Annotated in this window: 12 protein-coding genes; 7 read left to right on the top strand and 5 right to left on the bottom strand. The window is 70.1% G+C overall.

What is annotated here, in order from left to right; all coding sequences use genetic code 11:
- Positions 1 to 282 precede the first annotated feature (282 nt).
- The 5 genes from FXF52_RS25665 (at position 283) to FXF52_RS25645 (ending at position 9,121) form a co-directional block, all read left to right on the top strand.
- A complete protein-coding gene (locus FXF52_RS25665; protein WP_148800894.1) occupies positions 283 to 492 on the top strand; it encodes an MbtH family NRPS accessory protein in 210 nt (69 codons plus the stop codon).
- 5 nt (positions 493 to 497) lie between these two features.
- On the top strand, positions 498 to 5,495 hold the full coding sequence (locus FXF52_RS43895; protein ID WP_264998601.1) for a non-ribosomal peptide synthetase: 4,998 nt from the start codon (positions 498 to 500) through the stop codon (positions 5,493 to 5,495).
- Between the two features lie 29 nt (positions 5,496 to 5,524).
- Positions 5,525 to 6,550: an LLM class flavin-dependent oxidoreductase gene (locus FXF52_RS25655; protein WP_148800892.1), complete on the top strand. Its 1,026-nt coding sequence runs from the start codon at positions 5,525 to 5,527 to the stop codon at positions 6,548 to 6,550.
- A 117-nt stretch (positions 6,551 to 6,667) separates the two neighbouring features.
- The gene (locus FXF52_RS25650; protein ID WP_148800891.1) at positions 6,668 to 7,522 is read left to right on the top strand and encodes a hypothetical protein; all 855 of its coding nucleotides are present in this window, start codon (positions 6,668 to 6,670) and stop codon (positions 7,520 to 7,522) included.
- Between the two features lie 366 nt (positions 7,523 to 7,888).
- Positions 7,889 to 9,121, top strand: a complete 1,233-nt coding sequence (locus tag FXF52_RS25645) for a cytochrome P450 (protein WP_148800890.1) — start codon at positions 7,889 to 7,891, stop codon at positions 9,119 to 9,121.
- A 258-nt stretch (positions 9,122 to 9,379) separates the two neighbouring features.
- Here FXF52_RS25645 and FXF52_RS25640 read toward each other — a convergent pair whose 3' ends face one another.
- The 4 genes from FXF52_RS25640 to FXF52_RS25625 all read right to left on the bottom strand — a co-directional run bounded on the left by FXF52_RS25640 (position 9,380) and on the right by FXF52_RS25625 (position 13,018).
- Positions 9,380 to 9,568: a dTDP-4-dehydrorhamnose 3,5-epimerase family protein gene (locus FXF52_RS25640; RefSeq protein ID WP_305069358.1), complete on the bottom strand. Its 189-nt coding sequence runs from the start codon at positions 9,566 to 9,568 to the stop codon at positions 9,380 to 9,382.
- 18 nt (positions 9,569 to 9,586) lie between these two features.
- The gene (locus tag FXF52_RS25635; RefSeq protein ID WP_148800888.1) at positions 9,587 to 10,885 is read right to left on the bottom strand and encodes a nucleotide disphospho-sugar-binding domain-containing protein; all 1,299 of its coding nucleotides are present in this window, start codon (positions 10,883 to 10,885) and stop codon (positions 9,587 to 9,589) included.
- Positions 10,886 to 11,063: 178 nt separating this feature from the next.
- A complete protein-coding gene (gene dmpG / locus FXF52_RS25630; protein WP_148800887.1) occupies positions 11,064 to 12,122 on the bottom strand; it encodes a 4-hydroxy-2-oxovalerate aldolase in 1,059 nt (352 codons plus the stop codon).
- A gap of 2 nt (positions 12,123 to 12,124) precedes the next feature.
- Positions 12,125 to 13,018 carry an acetylating acetaldehyde dehydrogenase gene (locus FXF52_RS25625; RefSeq protein ID WP_148800886.1) on the bottom strand — a complete coding sequence of 298 codons (894 nt, stop codon included), beginning with the start codon at positions 13,016 to 13,018 and terminating at the stop codon, positions 12,125 to 12,127.
- 813 nt (positions 13,019 to 13,831) lie between these two features.
- On the opposite strand from FXF52_RS25625, the gene FXF52_RS25620 reads away from it, so the two are divergent.
- The gene (locus tag FXF52_RS25620; RefSeq protein ID WP_222870676.1) at positions 13,832 to 14,941 is read left to right on the top strand and encodes a Glu/Leu/Phe/Val dehydrogenase; all 1,110 of its coding nucleotides are present in this window, start codon (positions 13,832 to 13,834) and stop codon (positions 14,939 to 14,941) included.
- A gap of 320 nt (positions 14,942 to 15,261) precedes the next feature.
- On the opposite strand, the gene FXF52_RS25615 is transcribed toward FXF52_RS25620, so the two are convergent.
- A complete protein-coding gene (locus FXF52_RS25615) occupies positions 15,262 to 16,137 on the bottom strand; it encodes an SDR family NAD(P)-dependent oxidoreductase (protein WP_255472340.1) in 876 nt (291 codons plus the stop codon).
- 696 nt (positions 16,138 to 16,833) lie between these two features.
- Here FXF52_RS25615 and FXF52_RS25610 point away from each other — a divergent pair.
- On the top strand, positions 16,834 to 17,950 hold a 1,117-nt coding region (locus FXF52_RS25610), incomplete at its 3' end, for a condensation domain-containing protein (protein WP_255472339.1).

Below are 17,950 nucleotides of genomic sequence, written 5' to 3'. Positions count from 1 at the left end.
AGGCTGAAAATTCTGCTGTGCGATGGCGGTCTATCCATTATGGACCTGGTGGCCGGCGAGCTCGGCTGCGGGCGGCTGACGTCGCCTTCTCCGACACCCGCCGGCCGTACGAGGTTGCCTCTGGTTCCGACCGCCATCGGTGGGGCTGAAACGCATGGGCAACTGTGGAGATGCGCCGGGGTAAATCGGCCGGGCAGGCTGGTCAGCGAGCCGCCCGTCGTGGCGCGGGGACCATGAGGGCTATTTGGCTGGCCGGGTCGTGCTAAGCGGAATGAGGTTGCCATGACTAATCCGTTCGAGGACGCTGACGCCCTGTACCTAGTCCTAGTGAATGACGAAGGGCAGTACAGTTTGTGGCCGGCTGGCATTGCCGTTCCGGGTGGCTGGGTTACGGCGCATGACACGGATTCCCGCTCGAATTGCCTTCAGTATGTCGAAGAGCACTGGACTGACATGCGTCCTAACAGCCTTGTCCAGGCTGAGCGGGCGTGAGTGACATGGAATTGCTGACAGAGGCGGAGCGGGAACTGGTCGTCTCGCGGTGGAATGACACGGCGCGGGATGTGCCGGAAGTGGTGCTGCCCGAGTTGTTCGTGGCGCAGGCGGCGCGGACGCCGGATGCGGTGGCGGTGGAGTTCGGTGGCGTGTCGTGGTCGTACGCGGAGCTGGATGCCCGGTCGAACCGGCTGGCGCGGCACCTGGTGGGGTTGGGTGCGGGGCCGGAGCGGGTGGTGGCGGTGGCGCTGCCGCGGTCGCTGGAGATGGTGGCGGCGGTGCTCGCGGTGGTCAAGGCCGGCGCGGCCTATCTGCCGGTCGACCCGGGTTATCCGGCGGACCGGATCGGGTTCATGCTTTCCGACGCCGCACCGCTCCTGATCATCAGTGACCGGGCCACCTCGGCGCGGCTGCCGGATGCGGCGGGCGTGGATGTGCTCAATCTTGATGACCCTGAGGTGGTCGCGTCGGTCGCCCGGCTGGACGGCAGCGGCCTGGGCGACGCGGACCGGCTGGCGCCGCTGCTCCCTGCTCACCCTGCCTACGTGATCTACACCTCCGGGTCCACCGGGCGGCCCAAGGGCGTGGTGGTCAGCCACCGGGGCGTGGCGAGCCTGTCCGGGTTCCTGATCCGCACCTTCGAGATCGGGCCCGAATCGCGGGTGGGGCAGGTGGCCTCGCTGAGCTTCGACGCGGCGGTCATGGAGCTGCTGATGTCGTTGCCCGCCGGGGCGGCGCTGGTCCTTCCCGAGCAGCGACAGCTGGCCGGGGAGGTGCTCGCGGACACGTTGCGCGAGCTGCGGGCTAGCCATGCCCTGGTCGGGCCGGCCTCCCTGGCCGGGGCGACCACGGAGCAGCTGCCCGAGCTGGAGTGCCTGATGGTCGGCGGTGAGGCCTGCTCGGGCGAGGTCGCCGCCGAGTGGTCGAGGGGCCGGCGGATGTTCAACGCCTATGGCCCGACCGAGGCGACGGTGTGCACGACGATGAGCGGGCCGCTGTCGGGAGGAGACACTCCGCCGATCGGCAGGCCGATCTGGAATGCCCGGGCGTACGTCCTGGACGGGCGGCTGAGGGCGGTGCCGCCGGGGGTGGCGGGGGAGCTGTACCTGGCCGGGCCGAGCCTGGCGCGGGGATACCTGAACCAGCCCGGGCTGACCGCGCAGCGGTTTGTGGCCTGCCCGTTCGCGTCCGGTGAGCGGATGTACCGGACCGGCGACCTGGTGCGCTGGCGGGACGACGGCGAGCTGGAGTACCTGGGCCGGGTGGACGAGCAGGTCCAGGTCCGCGGCTTCCGGGTCGAGCCGGGCGAGATCGAGGCGGTGCTGGCCGGGCAGCCCGGGGTGGCCCGGGCCGTGGTGGTGATGCGGGAGGACCGCCCCGGGGACCAGCGCCTGGTGGGCTACGTCGTGCCCGCGACGGGGAGCGAGCTGGACCCGGCCGGGATCCGGGCCGCCGCGGCCCAGGTGCTGCCCGTCTATATGGTGCCCGCCGCGGTGGTGGTCCTGGACGCGCTGCCGTTGACCGTGAACGGAAAGCTGGACCGGCGGGCGCTGCCGGCGCCGACGTTCGTCGGCGGGAGTGGCCGCGAGCCGTCCTCGCCCGCCGAGGAGCTCCTGTGCGAGCTGTTCGCCCAGGTCCTGGGGGTGGACCGGGTCGGGGTGGACGACAACTTCTTCGACCTGGGTGGGCACTCGCTGCTGGTGGCCCGGCTGATCAGCCGGGTGCGGTCGGTGCTGGGGGTGGAGCTGGAGATCCGTGCGGTGTTCGATCACCCGACGGTGGAGTTGCTGGCGCGGTCGCTGGACAGCGTCGGGGAGGCGCGGCCGCCGCTGGAGCCGGCGGACCGGCCGGAGCGCCTGCCGTTGTCGTTCGCCCAGCAGCGGTTGTGGTTCCTGGCACAGCTGGAGGGCCCGAGCACGACCTACAACGTGCCGTTCGCGTGGCGGCTGCGGGGGCGGCTGGACACCGATGCGCTGACCGCGGCGTTGGGTGACGTGGTCCGGCGGCACGAGACGTTGCGGACGATGTTCCCGGTGGTGGACGGGCAGCCGTACCAGCGGGTGGTCCCGGCCGCGCTGGCGGTGCCTGAGGTCACGGTCGTGCAGGCTGAGGAGACCGAGCTGGCCGCGCTCACCGGGCAGGCCTCCCAGTATGTGTTCGACCTGGCCGGCGAGCTGCCGGTGCGGGCGTGGCTGTTCGTGCTGGGGGCGGACGAGTGCGTGCTGGTGCTGCTGATGCACCACATCGCCAGTGACGGCTGGTCGGTCGGCGTGCTGCTGGGAGACCTGGAGCAGGCGTACGAGGCGCGGCTGGCGGGCCACGCGCCGGAGTGGACGGACCTGCCGGTGCAGTACGCGGATTACACGCTGTGGCAGCGCGGGCTCCTCGGCGGCGACCAGGACCGCGGCAGCGTGCTGGCCCGGCAGGTGGAGTACTGGCAGTCGGCGCTTTCCGGCCTGCCCGAGCGGCTGGAACTGCCGTTCGACCGGTCCCACCCGGCGTATCGCTCCTATCGTGGCGGGCAGGTCGCGGTGGACGTGGACGCGGAGGTGCACCGCGGGCTGGCGGAGCTGGCGCGTCAACATCAGGTGACGATGTTCATGGTGCTCCAGGCCGGGCTCGCGGTCCTGCTGTCCCGGTCCGGGGCCGGCACCGACATCCCGATCGGCGTGCCGGTGGCCGGCCGTGGTGGTGACGAGAGACTGCATCACCTGGTCGGATTCTTCGTCAACACGCTGGTGCTGCGGACCGACCTGTCGGGCGACCCGAGTTTCGCGGAGCTGCTCCGCCGGGTCCGCGACCAGGACCTGGCCGCCTACGCCCACCAGGACGTCCCGTTCGAACGGCTGGTGGAAGTGCTGAACCCGGTCCGGTCGACCGCCCATCACCCGCTGTTCCAGGTGACGCTGGCCTCCGATGACGACACCAGCAGGGAGTGGCAGGTCCCCGGCCTGCAGGCCCGGAACCTGCCACTGCCGGAGCAGTCGGCCAAGTTCGACCTGTCGCTGACGTACCGGTCGCGACACGAGCCGGACGGCACCCCGGGCGGGATCAGCGTCACGCTGGAGTACGCGGCGGACCTGTTCGACCCGGGCACCGCGCAAGCGCTGGCGGAGCGACTGGTCCGGCTGCTGGGCCAGGTCGCCGCCGACCCGGGGCTGCGGGTCAGCGGCGTGGAGCTGCTGTCGGCGGCGGAGCGGGAACTGGTCGTCTCGCGGTGGAACGACACGGCGCGGGATGTGCCCGGGACGGTGCTGCCGGAGCTGTTCGCGGCGCAGGCGGCGCGGACGCCGGATGCGGTGGCGGTGGAGTTCGGTGGCGTGTCGTGGTCGTACGCGGAGCTGGATGCCCGGTCGAACCGGCTGGCGCGGCACCTGGTGGGGTTGGGTGCGGGGCCGGAGCGGGTGGTGGCGGTGGCGCTGCCGCGGTCGCTGGAGATGGTGGCGGCGGTGCTCGCGGTGGTCAAGGCCGGCGCGGCTTACCTCCCGGTGGATCCCGGGTACCCGGCGGACCGGATCGCGTACATGCTCACCGACGCCGCGCCGGTCGCGATGCTCACGACCCGGCAGGTCGGCGCCGAACTTCCCGCCGCGGGCGTGCGGGTCATCCTCGACGACCCGCAGGTGGCCGCAGCGGTGGCGGGGCAGCCCGACGGCGAGGTCACCGATCAGGAGCGGATCGCGCCGCTGCTGCCCGGCCATCCGGCGTACGTGATCTACACGTCCGGGTCCACGGGGCGGCCCAAGGGCGTCGTGGTCAGCCACCGGGGTCTGCCGAGTCTGGCGGCGTTCCTGGTGCACACCTTCCAGTCCAGGCCGGGGTCACGGGTGGCGCAGTTGCTCTCGCTGAGCTTCGACATGTCACTCGTGGAGCTGCTGTTGTCGCTGACCGCCGGGGCGGCGCTGGTCCTTCCCGAGCAGTGGCCGCTGGCCGGGGAGGTCCTGGCCGAGGCGTTCAACGAGCTCCGCATCACCCATGCGATGGTGGCGCCCAGCGCCCTCGCCGGGGCGACACCCGAGAAGGTGCCCGACCTGGAGTGTCTCATCGTCGGTGGCGAGGCCAGCTCCGGCGAGCTTGTCGCCGCGTGGTCGGCGGGCCGGCGGATGTACAACGGATACGGCCCGACCGAGGCGACCGTGGGCACGACGATGAGCAGGCAGTTGTCGGGCGGGGAGACCCCGCCGATCGGCGGGCCGATGTGGAATGTGCGAGCTTATGTGCTCGACGAGCGGCTGGGCGTGGTGCCGGCCGGGGTGCCCGGGGAGCTGTACCTGGCCGGGCCGTGCCTGGCGCGGGGATACCTGAACCGGCCCGGGCTGACCGCGGAGCGGTTCGTGGCCTGCCCGTTCGGGTCCGGTGAGCGGATGTACCGGACCGGCGACCTGGTGCGCTGGCGGGCTGACGGGGAGCTGGAGTTCCTGGGCCGGGTCGACGAGCAGGTCAAGCTTCGGGGCTTCCGGATCGAGCTGGGCGAGATCGAGGCCGTGCTGGCCACTCAGCCCGGGGTGGCCCGAGCCGTGGTGGTGCTGCGGGAGGACCGCCCGGGTGACCGCCGCCTGGTCGGGTACGTGGTGCCCGCGGCCGGTAAGGCTGATGAGGTGGACGTGGCCGGGATGCGGGCCGCGGTGGGCCGAGCCCTGCCCGGATACATGGTGCCGTCCGCGGTGGTGGCCATCGATGAGTTGCCGATGTCGGTGAACGGGAAGCTGAACCGGCGGGCGCTGCCGGCCCCGGACTACGCCGCAGGCCCGACCCGGGAGCCGTCGACCCCGGCCGAGCAGGCCCTGTGCGAGTTGTTCGCCCAGGTGCTCGGGGTGGACCGGGTCGGCGTCGACGACAACTTCTTCGACCTGGGCGGGCATTCGCTGCTCGGCGCCGTACTCGTCGCCCGGTTGGAAGACCAGCTCGGCATCAAGATCAGTCTGCAGAACTTCCTCGCCAATCCGTCCGTCAGCGGCATCGCCAGTCAGGCGCCGCTGCCCGCGATCGGACAGCCCTGATCCGCAAGACGACGCCCGGAGGAGGGACGATGGACCTGGCCGCCAGCGGTGTAACCATCTACTCGACATGTCGATCCAGCATTGGGTACGGCCAGGATTCCCACCTGCGCAAGCTGCTGGAGACCGCCAGGTGGGCCGATGACGCGGGCTACCGCGGCGCCCTGCTGTACAGCGACAACACCTCGATCGACGCCTGGATGTCGGCCCAGGCGACCATCGCGAACACCGCCACCTTCGTGCCGCTCATCGCGGTACAGCCGCTGGACAAGAGCCCGTTCGCGTTGGCCCGGGCGGTGTCGTCCCTGGCCCACTTGTACGGCAGGCAAGTCGACCTCAACTTCGTCAGCGGCGGATTCAGCCGTGATCTCCGCGTCCAGGGTGATGTTCTGTCGCACGACGCCCGATACGACCGGCTCATCGAGTACGTGACGATCGTCAGAATGCTGCTTGATGGCGGCCTGACCAGTTACGCGGGCCAGTACTACAACTTCCGGCGGGCCCGGCTCACCACCCCGGTGCCCGCCGACCTGCTGCCCACGGCGTACGTGTCCGGCTCGTCGGCAGCCAGCCTGCAGGCGGGAGAGTCGCTGGGCGTCGGCCAGCTCTCCTTCCCGTTGCTGCCCGCCGAATTCGCGAGTCCGGATGCTCGCAAGAACAAGTTCGGCGCCGGCATCAGCATCGGAATCATCGCCCGTGATGACTCGTCCGAGGCGTGGCGGATCGCGCGCAAGCGGTTCCCGGCCGACCCGGCAGGGGCCGAGAGGATGAAATTGCTCCTCTCCGCCGCCGTGTCGTCCTGGCAGCCTCAGCTCGCTTCCGTGCCTATCGCCGATGAAGGGGAGGGAGGGGCGTACTGGTTGGTTCCCTTCCGGTACCACCACACGTTCTGCCCCTACCTGGTGGGGAGCTACGACGAGGTGGCACAGGCAGTGACGACGTACCTGAAGGGGGGCGCCCGCACATTCGTCTTCGACATGCCTCAAGAACCCGACGACCTGTACCACACGCGAATCGCGATGGAGCGCGCCGTCGCGGCCATGGACGGCGGCATCTGAAGCGTGAGCGGCCGTTCCGCCCGCCGAACTCAAGCCCGCGAGCGCGTTCATCGTCGAGGGGACGCGGAAGTCCCGCTGCTGCTGATGAGCTGAAGCGCCTGACGAAAGGAAACACCGATGCGCCCCGTCGCCGGCACCGGACGAATTTGCAGCCAACTCAGCTCCGGGGACGGAGCGGCAGTCCTGGTCGCCGACTTCCAGGCGCTCAACGGAGCGCCCCGGCTCAGCCAGCTGCTCAGCGGCGTGGCCACCGATCAGCGGATCTACCAGGTGGATCCGCGTGGCGCACTGTCCGGGGACCGGCTCTACGCCTCCCTGCCGGAACTGGCGGACGAGGCCGTTGCCATCTTCCGCTCCGGCGAATCCTCCGCAGCAACTGACCAGCGGGTGTTCGTCGTGAGCCACTGCAGCGCCGCGGGCCTGTCCCTGCACATCGCCAGCCGCCTGAGCGCCGCCCGGGAGGTCACCGCCATCCTGGTGCAGCCAACCTGGCCCGGTACGGACCACGTCACTGAGGGGTTCGCGGAGTTCCAGGCGAAGCTGGGCGCCGGCGGCCACTCTTGTCCTGACCTGGATGGCGATCCGTGGTCCTGCGTCGCGGGGATGGAGCAGCTCATGAGGAAGGGGCTGGCGGAGCTGGCGAAGCGGCATGGCCTCGACAAGCCGCCCCTGGCCTTCTCCGAGCTGCTGGTGTCGTACCGGACCTGGCTCGCCTTCTTGCTGGCCTGCCGCAACGACCAGCCCGCGATGGCGCCCCCCGACGCGGTCGCGGTGACGGTGATGACCGATGAGCCCGACTTCGTGCTGCCCCGGACTGGCCCGGGTCGGTGTCGGATCACACCGCCGCCCCCCGCGGAACGGCCCGACGACGTGACGCCGGACCTGGCCAAGCTGGTGCTTGACCAGATCGTGAGCTGGCGGCCGCCGGACCCGCACCGGTCCATGGCGCCGAGCCGCGGAAGTGGCCAATGACGATGTCTGGCGGGGAGGGCCCAGAGAAGCACGATTCGTGGCCGGCCGAGCAGCCCCGGCACCTTCGTGCGCACGCGCCGCTGAGCGCACCGTGACTCCCGGGGCCGGCGGAGCCAAGACCGCCGACCCCGGGCTCCATCCGCGCGTGGCCGGGGTCAGACGGCCCCGGGTACGAGCGTCGCAGCTCGACCACCAGGCGCGGCTGCCCGGCTCGACGACGCCAGGTCCCGGTGATTCTCCTGATTTGCGTGTCGGGCCGCGTCGCCGCCCGCCGGTCGGCAGCGCACCGTGGAAGACGCCCGCGACGGTGATCACTGGCCACGATGGGGAGTGACCTGCACCGATCCGTCCTCACAGGAGGTAGATGTGGACAACGATTCCTTGTTCGTCATCGATCCCGCCGGCACCGACATCCACGGCGAGGCGGCCCAGCTCCGGGCCCGCGGGCCGGTCACCCGCGTGCTGCTGCCCGGCGGGGTCGCGGCCTGGTCGGTGACCGGCTACCACGCCGCCCGGAAGGTCCTGGCGGACGAGCGGTTCGCCAAGAACGCCCGGCGGCACTGGCCGGCGTACGTCGACGGCAGCCTCGGCCCGGACTTCCCGCTGATCGCTTGGGCCCGGATGGACAACATGTCGACCGCGGACGGTGAGCCGCACGCCCGCCAGCGCCGGCTCGTCACCCGCGCGTTCAGCCCGCAGCGCATCGCCGCGCTGCGGCCGCGGGTCGAGCGGGTCGTGACGGGCGCGCTGGACGACCTGGCCGGGTACGCGGCCGAGCGGCCGGGCGAGCCGGTTGACCTCAAGGAGCGGTACGCGCACCGGGTTGCGTCGCGGGTGATCGGCGAACTGCTCGGCGTGCCCGACGGCGACCCGGACGGCATCCTGGACCGCGCCGGGTACGTCGAGTCGACCCCGCAGAAAGCGGCTGCGGAGTTCGCCCGGCTGCGGGGCAAGATCGAGGCCTTGGTCGCGGCGAAGCGCCGGGAGCCGGGGGAGGATCTGATCAGCGACATGATCGCGGCCCAGCCGGGCGGGTGCCCGGTGACCGGCGCGGGCGACGGGTCCGATGCCGAGCTGGTCGGCCTGGCGCAGCTGATGCTCAATACCGGCGCTGAGCCGGCCAGGAACCTCATCACGAACACCGTGGCGGCGCTGCTCACCCGGCCCGGCCAGCGCGCCCTGGCAGTGGGCGGCCGGGTGGACTGGGACGACGTGGTGGAGGAGACGCTGCGCACCGAGGCGCCGGTCGCGCACCTGCCGTTCCGGTTCGCGACGGAGGACGTCACGATCGCCGGCGTGACGATTTCCCGGGGTGACCCGGTGCTGGTCGGTTACGCCGCGACCGGCCGCGACCCGGAGGTGCACGGCGCCGCCGCGGGGGAGTTCGACGTCCAGCGCGCGGACAAGCGGCACGTGGCGTTCGGGCACGGCGTGCACCGGTGCATCGGCCCGGCCCTGGCCCGGATGGAGACGCGCATCGCTGTGGAGGCGCTGTTCACGCGCTTCCCGGGGTTGCGGCTTGCGGTGGAGCCGAAGGAACTGGCCGGGCAGGGCACGTTCATCATGAACGGCCTCCTCGCACTGCCGGTCCACCTCTGAACGCCGGGCCGGCGGCGGGGGCACACCCCGCCGCCGGCCGCCTCGATGCCACAGGTGAATTTCACCGCCTGGCAGTCCTCGTACCGCGGCAGACGGCCCTGTCGCTCCGCCTCGGCGAGGGCGGGCGCCACCTGGCCGCGCGCGGAGAGGATCAGCGGCATGCCGGTGGACAGCGGCAGCCCGAGGTTCCGGCCGAACGCCGCCAAGCACCCGGATGTCCACCACGATGTCGAGGGCCGCGCCGCGCGTGCAGTACACCTACTTGGCGCAGCCCGGCGGCGTCGCGGTGACGCGCACCCCGCGCCGCGACCGGCTGTGGTTGGCCTGCGTCACCGGCATCAGCGGCCGGCCGGTTGCCCGCCGGAACGCCGTCTTCTGGAACGGTGGGACGAGCAGTCGCCGGTCGTCGGGCCGGGGCGTCGGGGTGAACTCGACGGCCCCGGCCACGATGAGCTGGCGTGCCCGCTACCCGGCGCGGTGGAGGGCGGTCAGCTTCTCCATCTCCGGCACGACGTCGTTGGGCGTCGGGACCGCCGCGGTCTCCGCGCGCAGGCGCTCGGCGTTGCGGGCGTACGACGGGTCGTCCAGCACCCGCCGCAGGTGGCCGTGCAGGACGTCGGCGGTGAGCCGGCCGGGGTCGCTGACGTAGACGCCGGCGCCCCGCTCCTCCAAGGCGGTGACGACCGCCAGCGGGCCCCAGAACTTGTCCCCGCCGAACTTGCCCGGCACCAGCAGCTGCGGCACCCCGTAATGGGTGGCCGAGGCGACCGTGCCGTACCCGCCGTGGTGCACGATCGCCGAGCAGGTCGGCAGCAGCGCATTCAGCGGCACGAAGGGGACCGGGCGGACGTTGCTCGGCAGGGTCGGCAGGGCGGCGCGCTGCTCCGCGCTGAGCGTGACGACCACCTCCGCGTCCAGGTCGGCGACCGCGTCCAGCATGTCGCCCAGGGACGCGCCCGCGTTCAGCTCGCGGAACGACAGGCCGAGCGTGAGGCAGACGCGCCGGCGGTCCGGCTCGGCGTACAGCCACTCCGGGACGATCGACGGGCCGTTGAACGGCACCGCCCGCACCATCTGGTAGTCGATGCCGTCCGGCTGCCAGGTCCAGGGCTGCATGGCGTTCACCGACCACTGGCCGGTCACCGAGTCCTCGGTGAAGTCCAGGCCGTACCGGGCGAGGATCGGCTCCAGGGCGGCCCGCATCGGGTCGCGCTCCGGGTCCGCCGCCCGCGCCGCGTTCCGCAGCTGCACCAGCGCGTCGGTGCAGATCACCAGGCGGGCGTGCGCGGCGCCGCAGGCCCGGGCGGCGGCCGGGCCGGCGTAGGCCATCGTCATGCCGTCCCAGAGCACCAGGTCCGGCTTCCAGGCCCGGGCGAAGCTCACCGCGGCGTCGATCACCGGGTCCGGGTTGAAGGTCGTGAAGTGCCAGTTGGCCAACGCCTCCAACTCGAGGTACGGGTCGCCGGCGACGTAGTCGGCCTGCACCGACTTCCGCCCGTTCTCGTACGGGCCGGCGGCCGCGTCCGGGACGGCGGCCGCTTCCGCCTCGGCGGCCTTCTCGGCCACCATCCCGGTGACGTCGATCGGCGGGCCGAGGGACACCGCGGTCAGGCCGGTGTGCGCGACGTCCTCGGCGGTCAGCCCGACCGGGTCCGGCTGGGTGCCCACCCGCACCTCGTGCCCGGCTGTGCGCAGGGCCCAGGCGAGCGGCGTCAGCGCGTACAGGTGTGTCTTGCTCGGACAGTTCAGTATCAGGATGCGCACGGCAACTCCCAGGGGTCGAGGGAAGGCACGTCAGGCGGCGTGCCGGTGGGTGCGCTCCCCTAGACAGGCGATCAGCCCGGCGGCCACCGGTCCGCCTCCTCGTCGGTGAGCGCCTGGTGCAGAGTCCGCGTCAGGGTGCGGGCAGCGGCCCGGTCGGTGCCCGGCCGGACGGGCTCTGTTAATACGCCGAACTCGCGTTACTGACCTTGCTTCTGCTCAAGGTCGCGGCAACGTCAGCTATCAGATCTTCCTGGCCGGCGACCGCCTGGCGCCTGCCCAGCTCGAAGAAGATGTCACGCGGATCCAGGTTCTCTCGCCTCGCGGCGTCGAGCACCGGGTTCTTGAATCCGGAGAACACGCCCGAAAGCCCGCTCACGATGCCCACGGAGTCGATGGTCGGCGGTGTGGGCACGAATTCCCGCCCGGCCAGGTCCGCCGCGTCCAGCAGCGCGTACAGGTCGATGCCCGTCGAGAAGCCGCTCCGCTCGAGCACCGGCACCACGACCTCGAGCTGTGTATTGCCGGCGCCCGCGCCGAATCCTCTGGCGCAGGCGTCGATGATCGTGGCGCCGGCCCGCGCCGCGGCTACGGAATTGGCCACCGCCAGCCCGAGGTTGTTGTGCCCGTGGAAGATGATGGGTACGTCGACGGCTGCGGCCATGGCGGCAACCCGCTCGCTGACGTCCTCGGGCAGGTAGTGCCCAGCGGAGTCCATTATTCCCACGGCCGAAGCGCCGTAGTCCACGAGCCGACGGCACTCCTCAGCCAGCCGTCCCGGTGCGGCCATGTGGCTCATCACCAGCACGCCCTGCGCCTCCACGCCGGCGTCCCGGAGGAAACCCAGATAGCGTTCCATGGTGTTGCCCTCGGTGCAGTGGGCACCGACCCGCACCACGTCGACGCCATGGTTCATCGCTTCCTTTAGGTCGCGTGTCGTGGCCCATCCCGGCAGCATGAACACGCCCATCTTGCTGTGCGAGAGCTGCTCCCGAACCGTCGTGAGCATCTCGGCGTCGGTCAGCGCGGCCCTACCTACCTGGAGCGAGGACGCCCCCAGGCCGTTGCCGTGACCGACCTCCACGACCGGGATGCGAGCGGCCTCCGCCGCGGCGGCGTAGCGCCGGAGCTGATCGCGACCGAGCTGGTGACGAATCGCATGCTGACCGTCGCGCAGCGTCGGGTCGTGAATGGTCACCGGCCGGGTCTTCGCTGCGTCTTCGTGCGTACCCTGGTTCATGGTCAGCTCACGGTCCTTTCCTCGGTGACCAGGCGGGCCGCTGCGTACTGCTCGGCGACGAAGATGGCGGCCGAGTTGATGATGTCGAGGTTCCCCGCATGGCTCGGGATCAGGTCGCCCGAGGCTTCCACCTCGATCGCGATGAATGCCTTTCCGTCGACCACGCTGCACGCGGTGATCTCGAACCCGGCAGCGAACGTCCGGACCTCCTCCGCTACCGCGGTCACGTGCTTGCGGATCACGTCCGGGTCGAAATCATCGCCGATCAGCGATATCGCCACCCTGAATGTGGGAGGCGGCTCGGCAGGGCTGAGGTTGAGCAGGACCTTGACATCGGGCACCCCGGTGAAGGCACGTATCGCGGCCTGCGTCGTCTGGACGTACTCGTCGAGATTCAACCGGCTGGCCCTGCCGACGCTCATGCTGGCCGCGGTGGTCACCACCTCGATGTAACTGGGCGAGTACCGCTGCGTGAGCGCATGCAGGACCGGGATTGCCGTCTGACCGCCGCAGCTGATCAGACTGACGTTGCGGTGCACGAGCGCGTCAGTTCCGTTGACGGTGGGCGCGATCATGTGCCCGATCCTGCTCGGCGTCAGGTCGATGACCAACGCCCCAAGGGTTTCCAAGTATTCCCAGTGCGCGGCGTGGGATGCCGCGTTGCTGGCGTCGAATACGACATCGAAGTTCACGGGGTCAGCAGCCAACGAGGTGACTCCGCCGCCGGTCGTCCGGCAGCCCATTGCCGCCGCGCTCCGCAAGCCGCGGTTCTGCTCGTCGCGCGCGACCACCAACTGGCAATCAAGGAATCTGGAACGCTTGATCTTGGTCACGAGATCGAGCCCGATGAGCCCAGCTCCGAGGACGGCAACGTTCAGATTGCTGCCTTGATTCATAGCCCGATGTTCCCCTCAGGTTTGCCCGGAACCATGGCCAGCCCCTCCGTTGCGGCTGGCTCGCTTGCGGCGGAGGGTTTCAATTGCCTCCGCATGTGCCTTCTCGCCAGTTCCCGCAGAGACCGCGGACGTCGCGGCGATCGACGCGGCCACCACGCGATCGATCCGCTCGTTTCCGCACGCAGATCGTCGATCACGTCATGGTCCGCCATGTCGCCTTTCCTCCGCTCGATGACGTCGTGTCCAGCATGCGCGCGAGCCACGCACCGCGGCGTCTCCATGCGTGCGTCATCAGGCGACCGATGCCGGCAACATGGGAGAAGACAACGCCGCCAGGCATCGCGAGCCTGAGGGCGGCGCCAGGAGGCAATACTCGAAGACGTCAAAGGCGGGCTTTCCGCTGCGGCCTCCTCCGCGTCGACACGCATGAGCTGTGTCGGGCACCAAGCCGTCGGCAGCACCCGCACCCTCAATGTCGTGACTGATATCGCCGAGCGTGCTACGACTGGCGCAGCAATCCTTGATGGACTGCGAATTCGCGCCGAATTTCGCTGGCCGGAAGCGGCCGGACCCCTTGTGCTCAACCGGTCCCGGTCGACGGGGGAGCCCCTTTCCGGGCGGCCTCTTCAGTGACGGAGACGGCAATTTCACCGTTGAGCATGACTTGATGACCCGGTGAGACTCGACAGGACGGTCGCCCATCGGCTTTGGAGGTCATATTCATGCTCAAGTCATACTGGTATTCGCCGCCGGGCGCGGGCACGTCACCCTCGGCACGAGCGCGACAGTTCACACCGGGACGACGGTGAGGTCATGATGCAGAAGACTTCAGCGTGGCCGGCCGACGATCTTGGCCCCACGGCCGTCCACTTCTTCGAGTTGCCGGCCGGCGCGACGGGCATCGTCGTGCTCGACAACCTCTTGCTCGGCCCGGCCGTCGGCGGCGTGCGCATGACCCCGACAGTCACCGTTGGCGAGGTCGCCCGGCTCGCTCGCGCCATGACGATCAAGAACGCCGTAGCCGGGCTGCCACACGGCGGTGGAAAGTCCGGCATCCACATCGACGCGCCGCTCGACCCCGCCGCGCGGCAGTCCGTGATCCGCGCCTTCGCGCAGGCGATCCGCCACCTCGTGGACTACATCCCCGGGCCTGACGTGGGCACCGACGAGACGGCGATGGCGTGGATCCACGACGAGATCGGCCGATCGGTCGGCCTGCCCAGCGCGCTGGGCGGCATCCCGCTCAACGAGATCGGCGCCACCGGCTACGGCGTGGCGAAGTGCGCGGAGGCGCTCAACGCCGCCAACCGCCTTGAGCTCGCCGGCGCCCGGGTGGCCGTCCAAGGCTTCGGTGCCGTCGGACAATATGCCGCCCGTGAGCTGGCCCGCCTCGGCGCGCGCATCGTCGCGGTGTCCGACATCACCGGCGCCGTCTACGACCAGGACGGCCTTGACATCGACGCGCTCGTGGCATTCCAGCGGATCGGCCCCATCGCGGAGTACCACGACGTGAAAACGATGGAGCGCGACCAACTGCTCACCGTCGAGTGCGACATCCTGATCCCGGCCGCCCAAGGGGACGCTGTGCACATGGGCAACGTCCACGCCGTTCAGGCGCGGACGATTCTCCAAGGCGCGAACCTGCCGGTCACACCAGAGGCGGAGGTCGTCCTCGCCCGGCGCGGCGTGCTCAGCGTGCCCGACGTGATCGTCAACGCGGGTGGCGTGATCTGTGCGGCCGCCGAGCACCGAGGCCGTACCCGCGCAGAGGCATTCACCGAGATCGCCGAGCGGATCACGGCCAACACCGTCGAACTGCTGGATCGGATCACGGCCAGCCCCGGTCTGTTGCCCGCCGACGCCGCGGTCGCGATGGCACATACCCGGCTGGACGCCGCACGCGCGTACCAGCGGACATTCTGAGGATCGAGCCGGTCCGGGCGACATCGGCCGCCCGGACCACCGCGCTATGACCGTGCCCGATCCTCGCCCAGCAGGTAACCGACCACTCGGCGCGTGCGAGTGAAGCCACGCGAGCGTTGCCGGGACAACGCGCCCTGCCCATGCCCCCGTGGTCAGGACGCGGACTACGGGACGAAGGCCTCCTGGTCGTGCGAGCGGTTCGCCGACAGCTCCACTTCACAACCGGAGGCCTTCACCCGTCCACCACTCAGGCCGAGTCGTCACACAACCTCGACCCACCTCCCTGGACCGCGCAGCCAGGCCGCAACGGCCGCCACTCATCAGGTCCGCAGGTAGGAGGCGCCGTTCAGGTCGAGTACCGCCCCGCTGGCCCACCCGGCCTTGTCGGAGGCCAGATAGAACACGGCCGCGGCGATCTCGTCCGGCTCGCCGACTCGGCCGAACGGGCTCTGTGCCCTGATCGCGTCGCCGCCCGGCGCCTCGAGGTACGGCTTGGCCATGGGGGTCCTCACGAATCCGGGTGCCACGGTCGAGACCGAGATCCCGTGCGGCGCGAGCGCGAGCGCCAGTGATTGACCGAAGGCGTTCAGGCCCGCCTTGCTGGCCCCGTAGGCCGGCGCCTCGGGCTCGCCGCGGAACGCGCCCCGCGACGAGACGTTGATGATCCGGCCGCCGCGCTCCTTCATATGCCTGACCGCGCACCAGGTTACGTTGGCCGCGCCGATCAGGTTGGGCCCCAGGGTGGATTGCCAGTGCTGCTGCCAGACCTCATAGCTCACCTCGGTGATCGGGTGCAAGGTGAAGACGCCGGCGTTGTTGACCAGGACATCCAGGCCGCCTAGCTGCTCGGCGGCCGAGTCCACCGCCTTCAGCACGGCGTCGCTGTCAACCAGGTCGGCCTGGACGACGACGTGCCCAGTGCCGTCCAGCTCCTCCTTCAGTTTCTCAGCGATGCCGGCCGTCGCCTTGTCGAGGATCGCCACCCGGTCACCCGCCGCCGCGAATCGCTTCGCAATGGCCCATCCCATGCCGCTTGCTGCCCCAGTGACGAGGACAGCTCGGCTCATTGCCGACTCGATCACCGGGCTCACGTTCCGGTCGTGGGCTGGGCGGGGCAGCAGGCCGGAATGGTCGGCTTCTCCCGGAACGGCGGGAACCTCAGCACCTTCCTCGGGCTTGCCGTGCGCTTCGCTCATGGTCGGGACCCTTCCTGGTGGGTTCAGCGGTCTCCTGATCGTTGCCAGGGAGTGAGCCGGCGGCACCCGCAAAAGTGCGGCGATGGATATCGCGAGTACCCGCGACGTCGGGATTCAGCTTGAGGTGGGCCGGCGGCCGGAGGATGTCCTGACCCCGTTGCGCGGTGACGCGCCGTTAGGGGTACGGGGGCGGCCGGCCCCGATGCGCCAACAGACGCGACGGCGCCGATGGCGGGTAGCCATCGGCGCCGTCTCCCGGGCGCCGGCGCCGACGGCGGTAGCCATCGGCGCCGTCACCCGGAGGTGATTCGGCTACGTGTCGCGGGGCCAGTTCTGGCAAGCGGCGAGCTGCCGGCTACCGTCCCGCCTGGTGCGGACCCACGACGCGGGATGCCGCGCTGTCGGAGAGTTCGGTCTCTGCGACGGATAGGGTCATGTCGAGGAAGCGTTCGAATCCACCCGACCGATCGGGCCCCGAACGGACACGGTGGATACGCACCACGATCCGGCTGGCCGGGTTCCCGGAGCACCTCCGAGTGTGCTGCGAGATAAAAAGCGGCGGGCAAGTACGAAGGTGCCCGGAGCTGACGTCTTGAGTACCGTCGCCAGAGGAATGCCCGAACCGACAGCCTGGGAGCGACGCGCGTCCTCTCCGGGTGCAGCCGATATGCCGATCTACAGATCATGGGGCTTGCCATGGACCAATCGGAGATCCTCGTAGAATCCGCTACCCAGTATCCGCTGAGTTCCCGGCAGCAGGACCCGAGTGGTTTGGCGCGCGCACCGAAGCATGTCATCGCACTGGCTCTCCGCATCAAGGGAGAACTGCGCATCGATGCGCTCAAGGGCGCACTCGACGATGTGGTGGAACGGCAGGAGTCCCTGCGTACCCGAGTTCATTACGACGAGACGGACGGCAACATCGGATTCCAGGAGGTGCTGCCGCCGCTGCCGGTCCCGCTCACCGTGCGCGACATCGCCGTGGCACCCGGGGAATCGCGCGACGAACTGGCCATCGACCTGCTCACCCAACTGAGCGAAAAGACGATGTCGTTCTCCGTCAAGCCGTCGTTGCGCGCCTCCCTCTATCGATTCGACGACCATGACGCGGTGCTCACCCTCCAAACGCACCACCTCTTCTGTGACGGCTGGTCGACCGACGTACTCCGACGCGAGATCGCGGCCTGCTACAAGGCCAGGGTGACCGGGGTGCCGCACACGCTCCCGACCCCAGTCCCGTACCGGGAGTTCGCAGCCTGGGAACAGGAGTTCCTGCAGAGCGAGAGGGCGGCGGTCGCGCGCCGCTTCTGGTCGGACAAGCTGGCGGGCGCCGAGATGTTCACCATGCCGGCTGACCGGCCGCATAGTCCCGACACGATGACGCCACGGAGCGCGATCGGGAACTTCACCATCGATCCCGGCAGTTTTGCGAAGGTCTCGGCAAGCGCGGCCCAGAATCGGTGCAGCGTCTGGCATGTTTTCCTGGCGGCGTTCATGGTGCTCGCGGAAAGAGCCGCCGGTCGGTCCGACATCACCCTGTTCACCTCGAGCAGTGGCCGTCCGAGCCCGGACTTCTACGACACGATCGGATTCTTCGTCAATCCCGTTCCCCTTCGCCTGGAATTCGGAGATTGCGAGACCTTCCGGGACCTCATGCTGCTTGCGCGTAAAGCTGGCGCGGACGCCCGGCGGCACCCACTTCCATTTCCGACGATCGTCGAGATGACGCCCGGCCTGATGGGTGGCGCTGCGGATCCGCGCGCCCTGATGCCGATATTCAACTACATTAACTCACCGTTGGCTCAGGACGACA

The organism is Micromonospora sp. MP36 (assembly GCF_008119785.1).
GTDB lineage: Bacteria > Actinomycetota > Actinomycetes > Mycobacteriales > Micromonosporaceae > Micromonospora.
The sequence above is the reverse complement of the archived record's forward strand: the minus strand, read 5'-3'. Positions and strand labels throughout refer to the sequence as shown.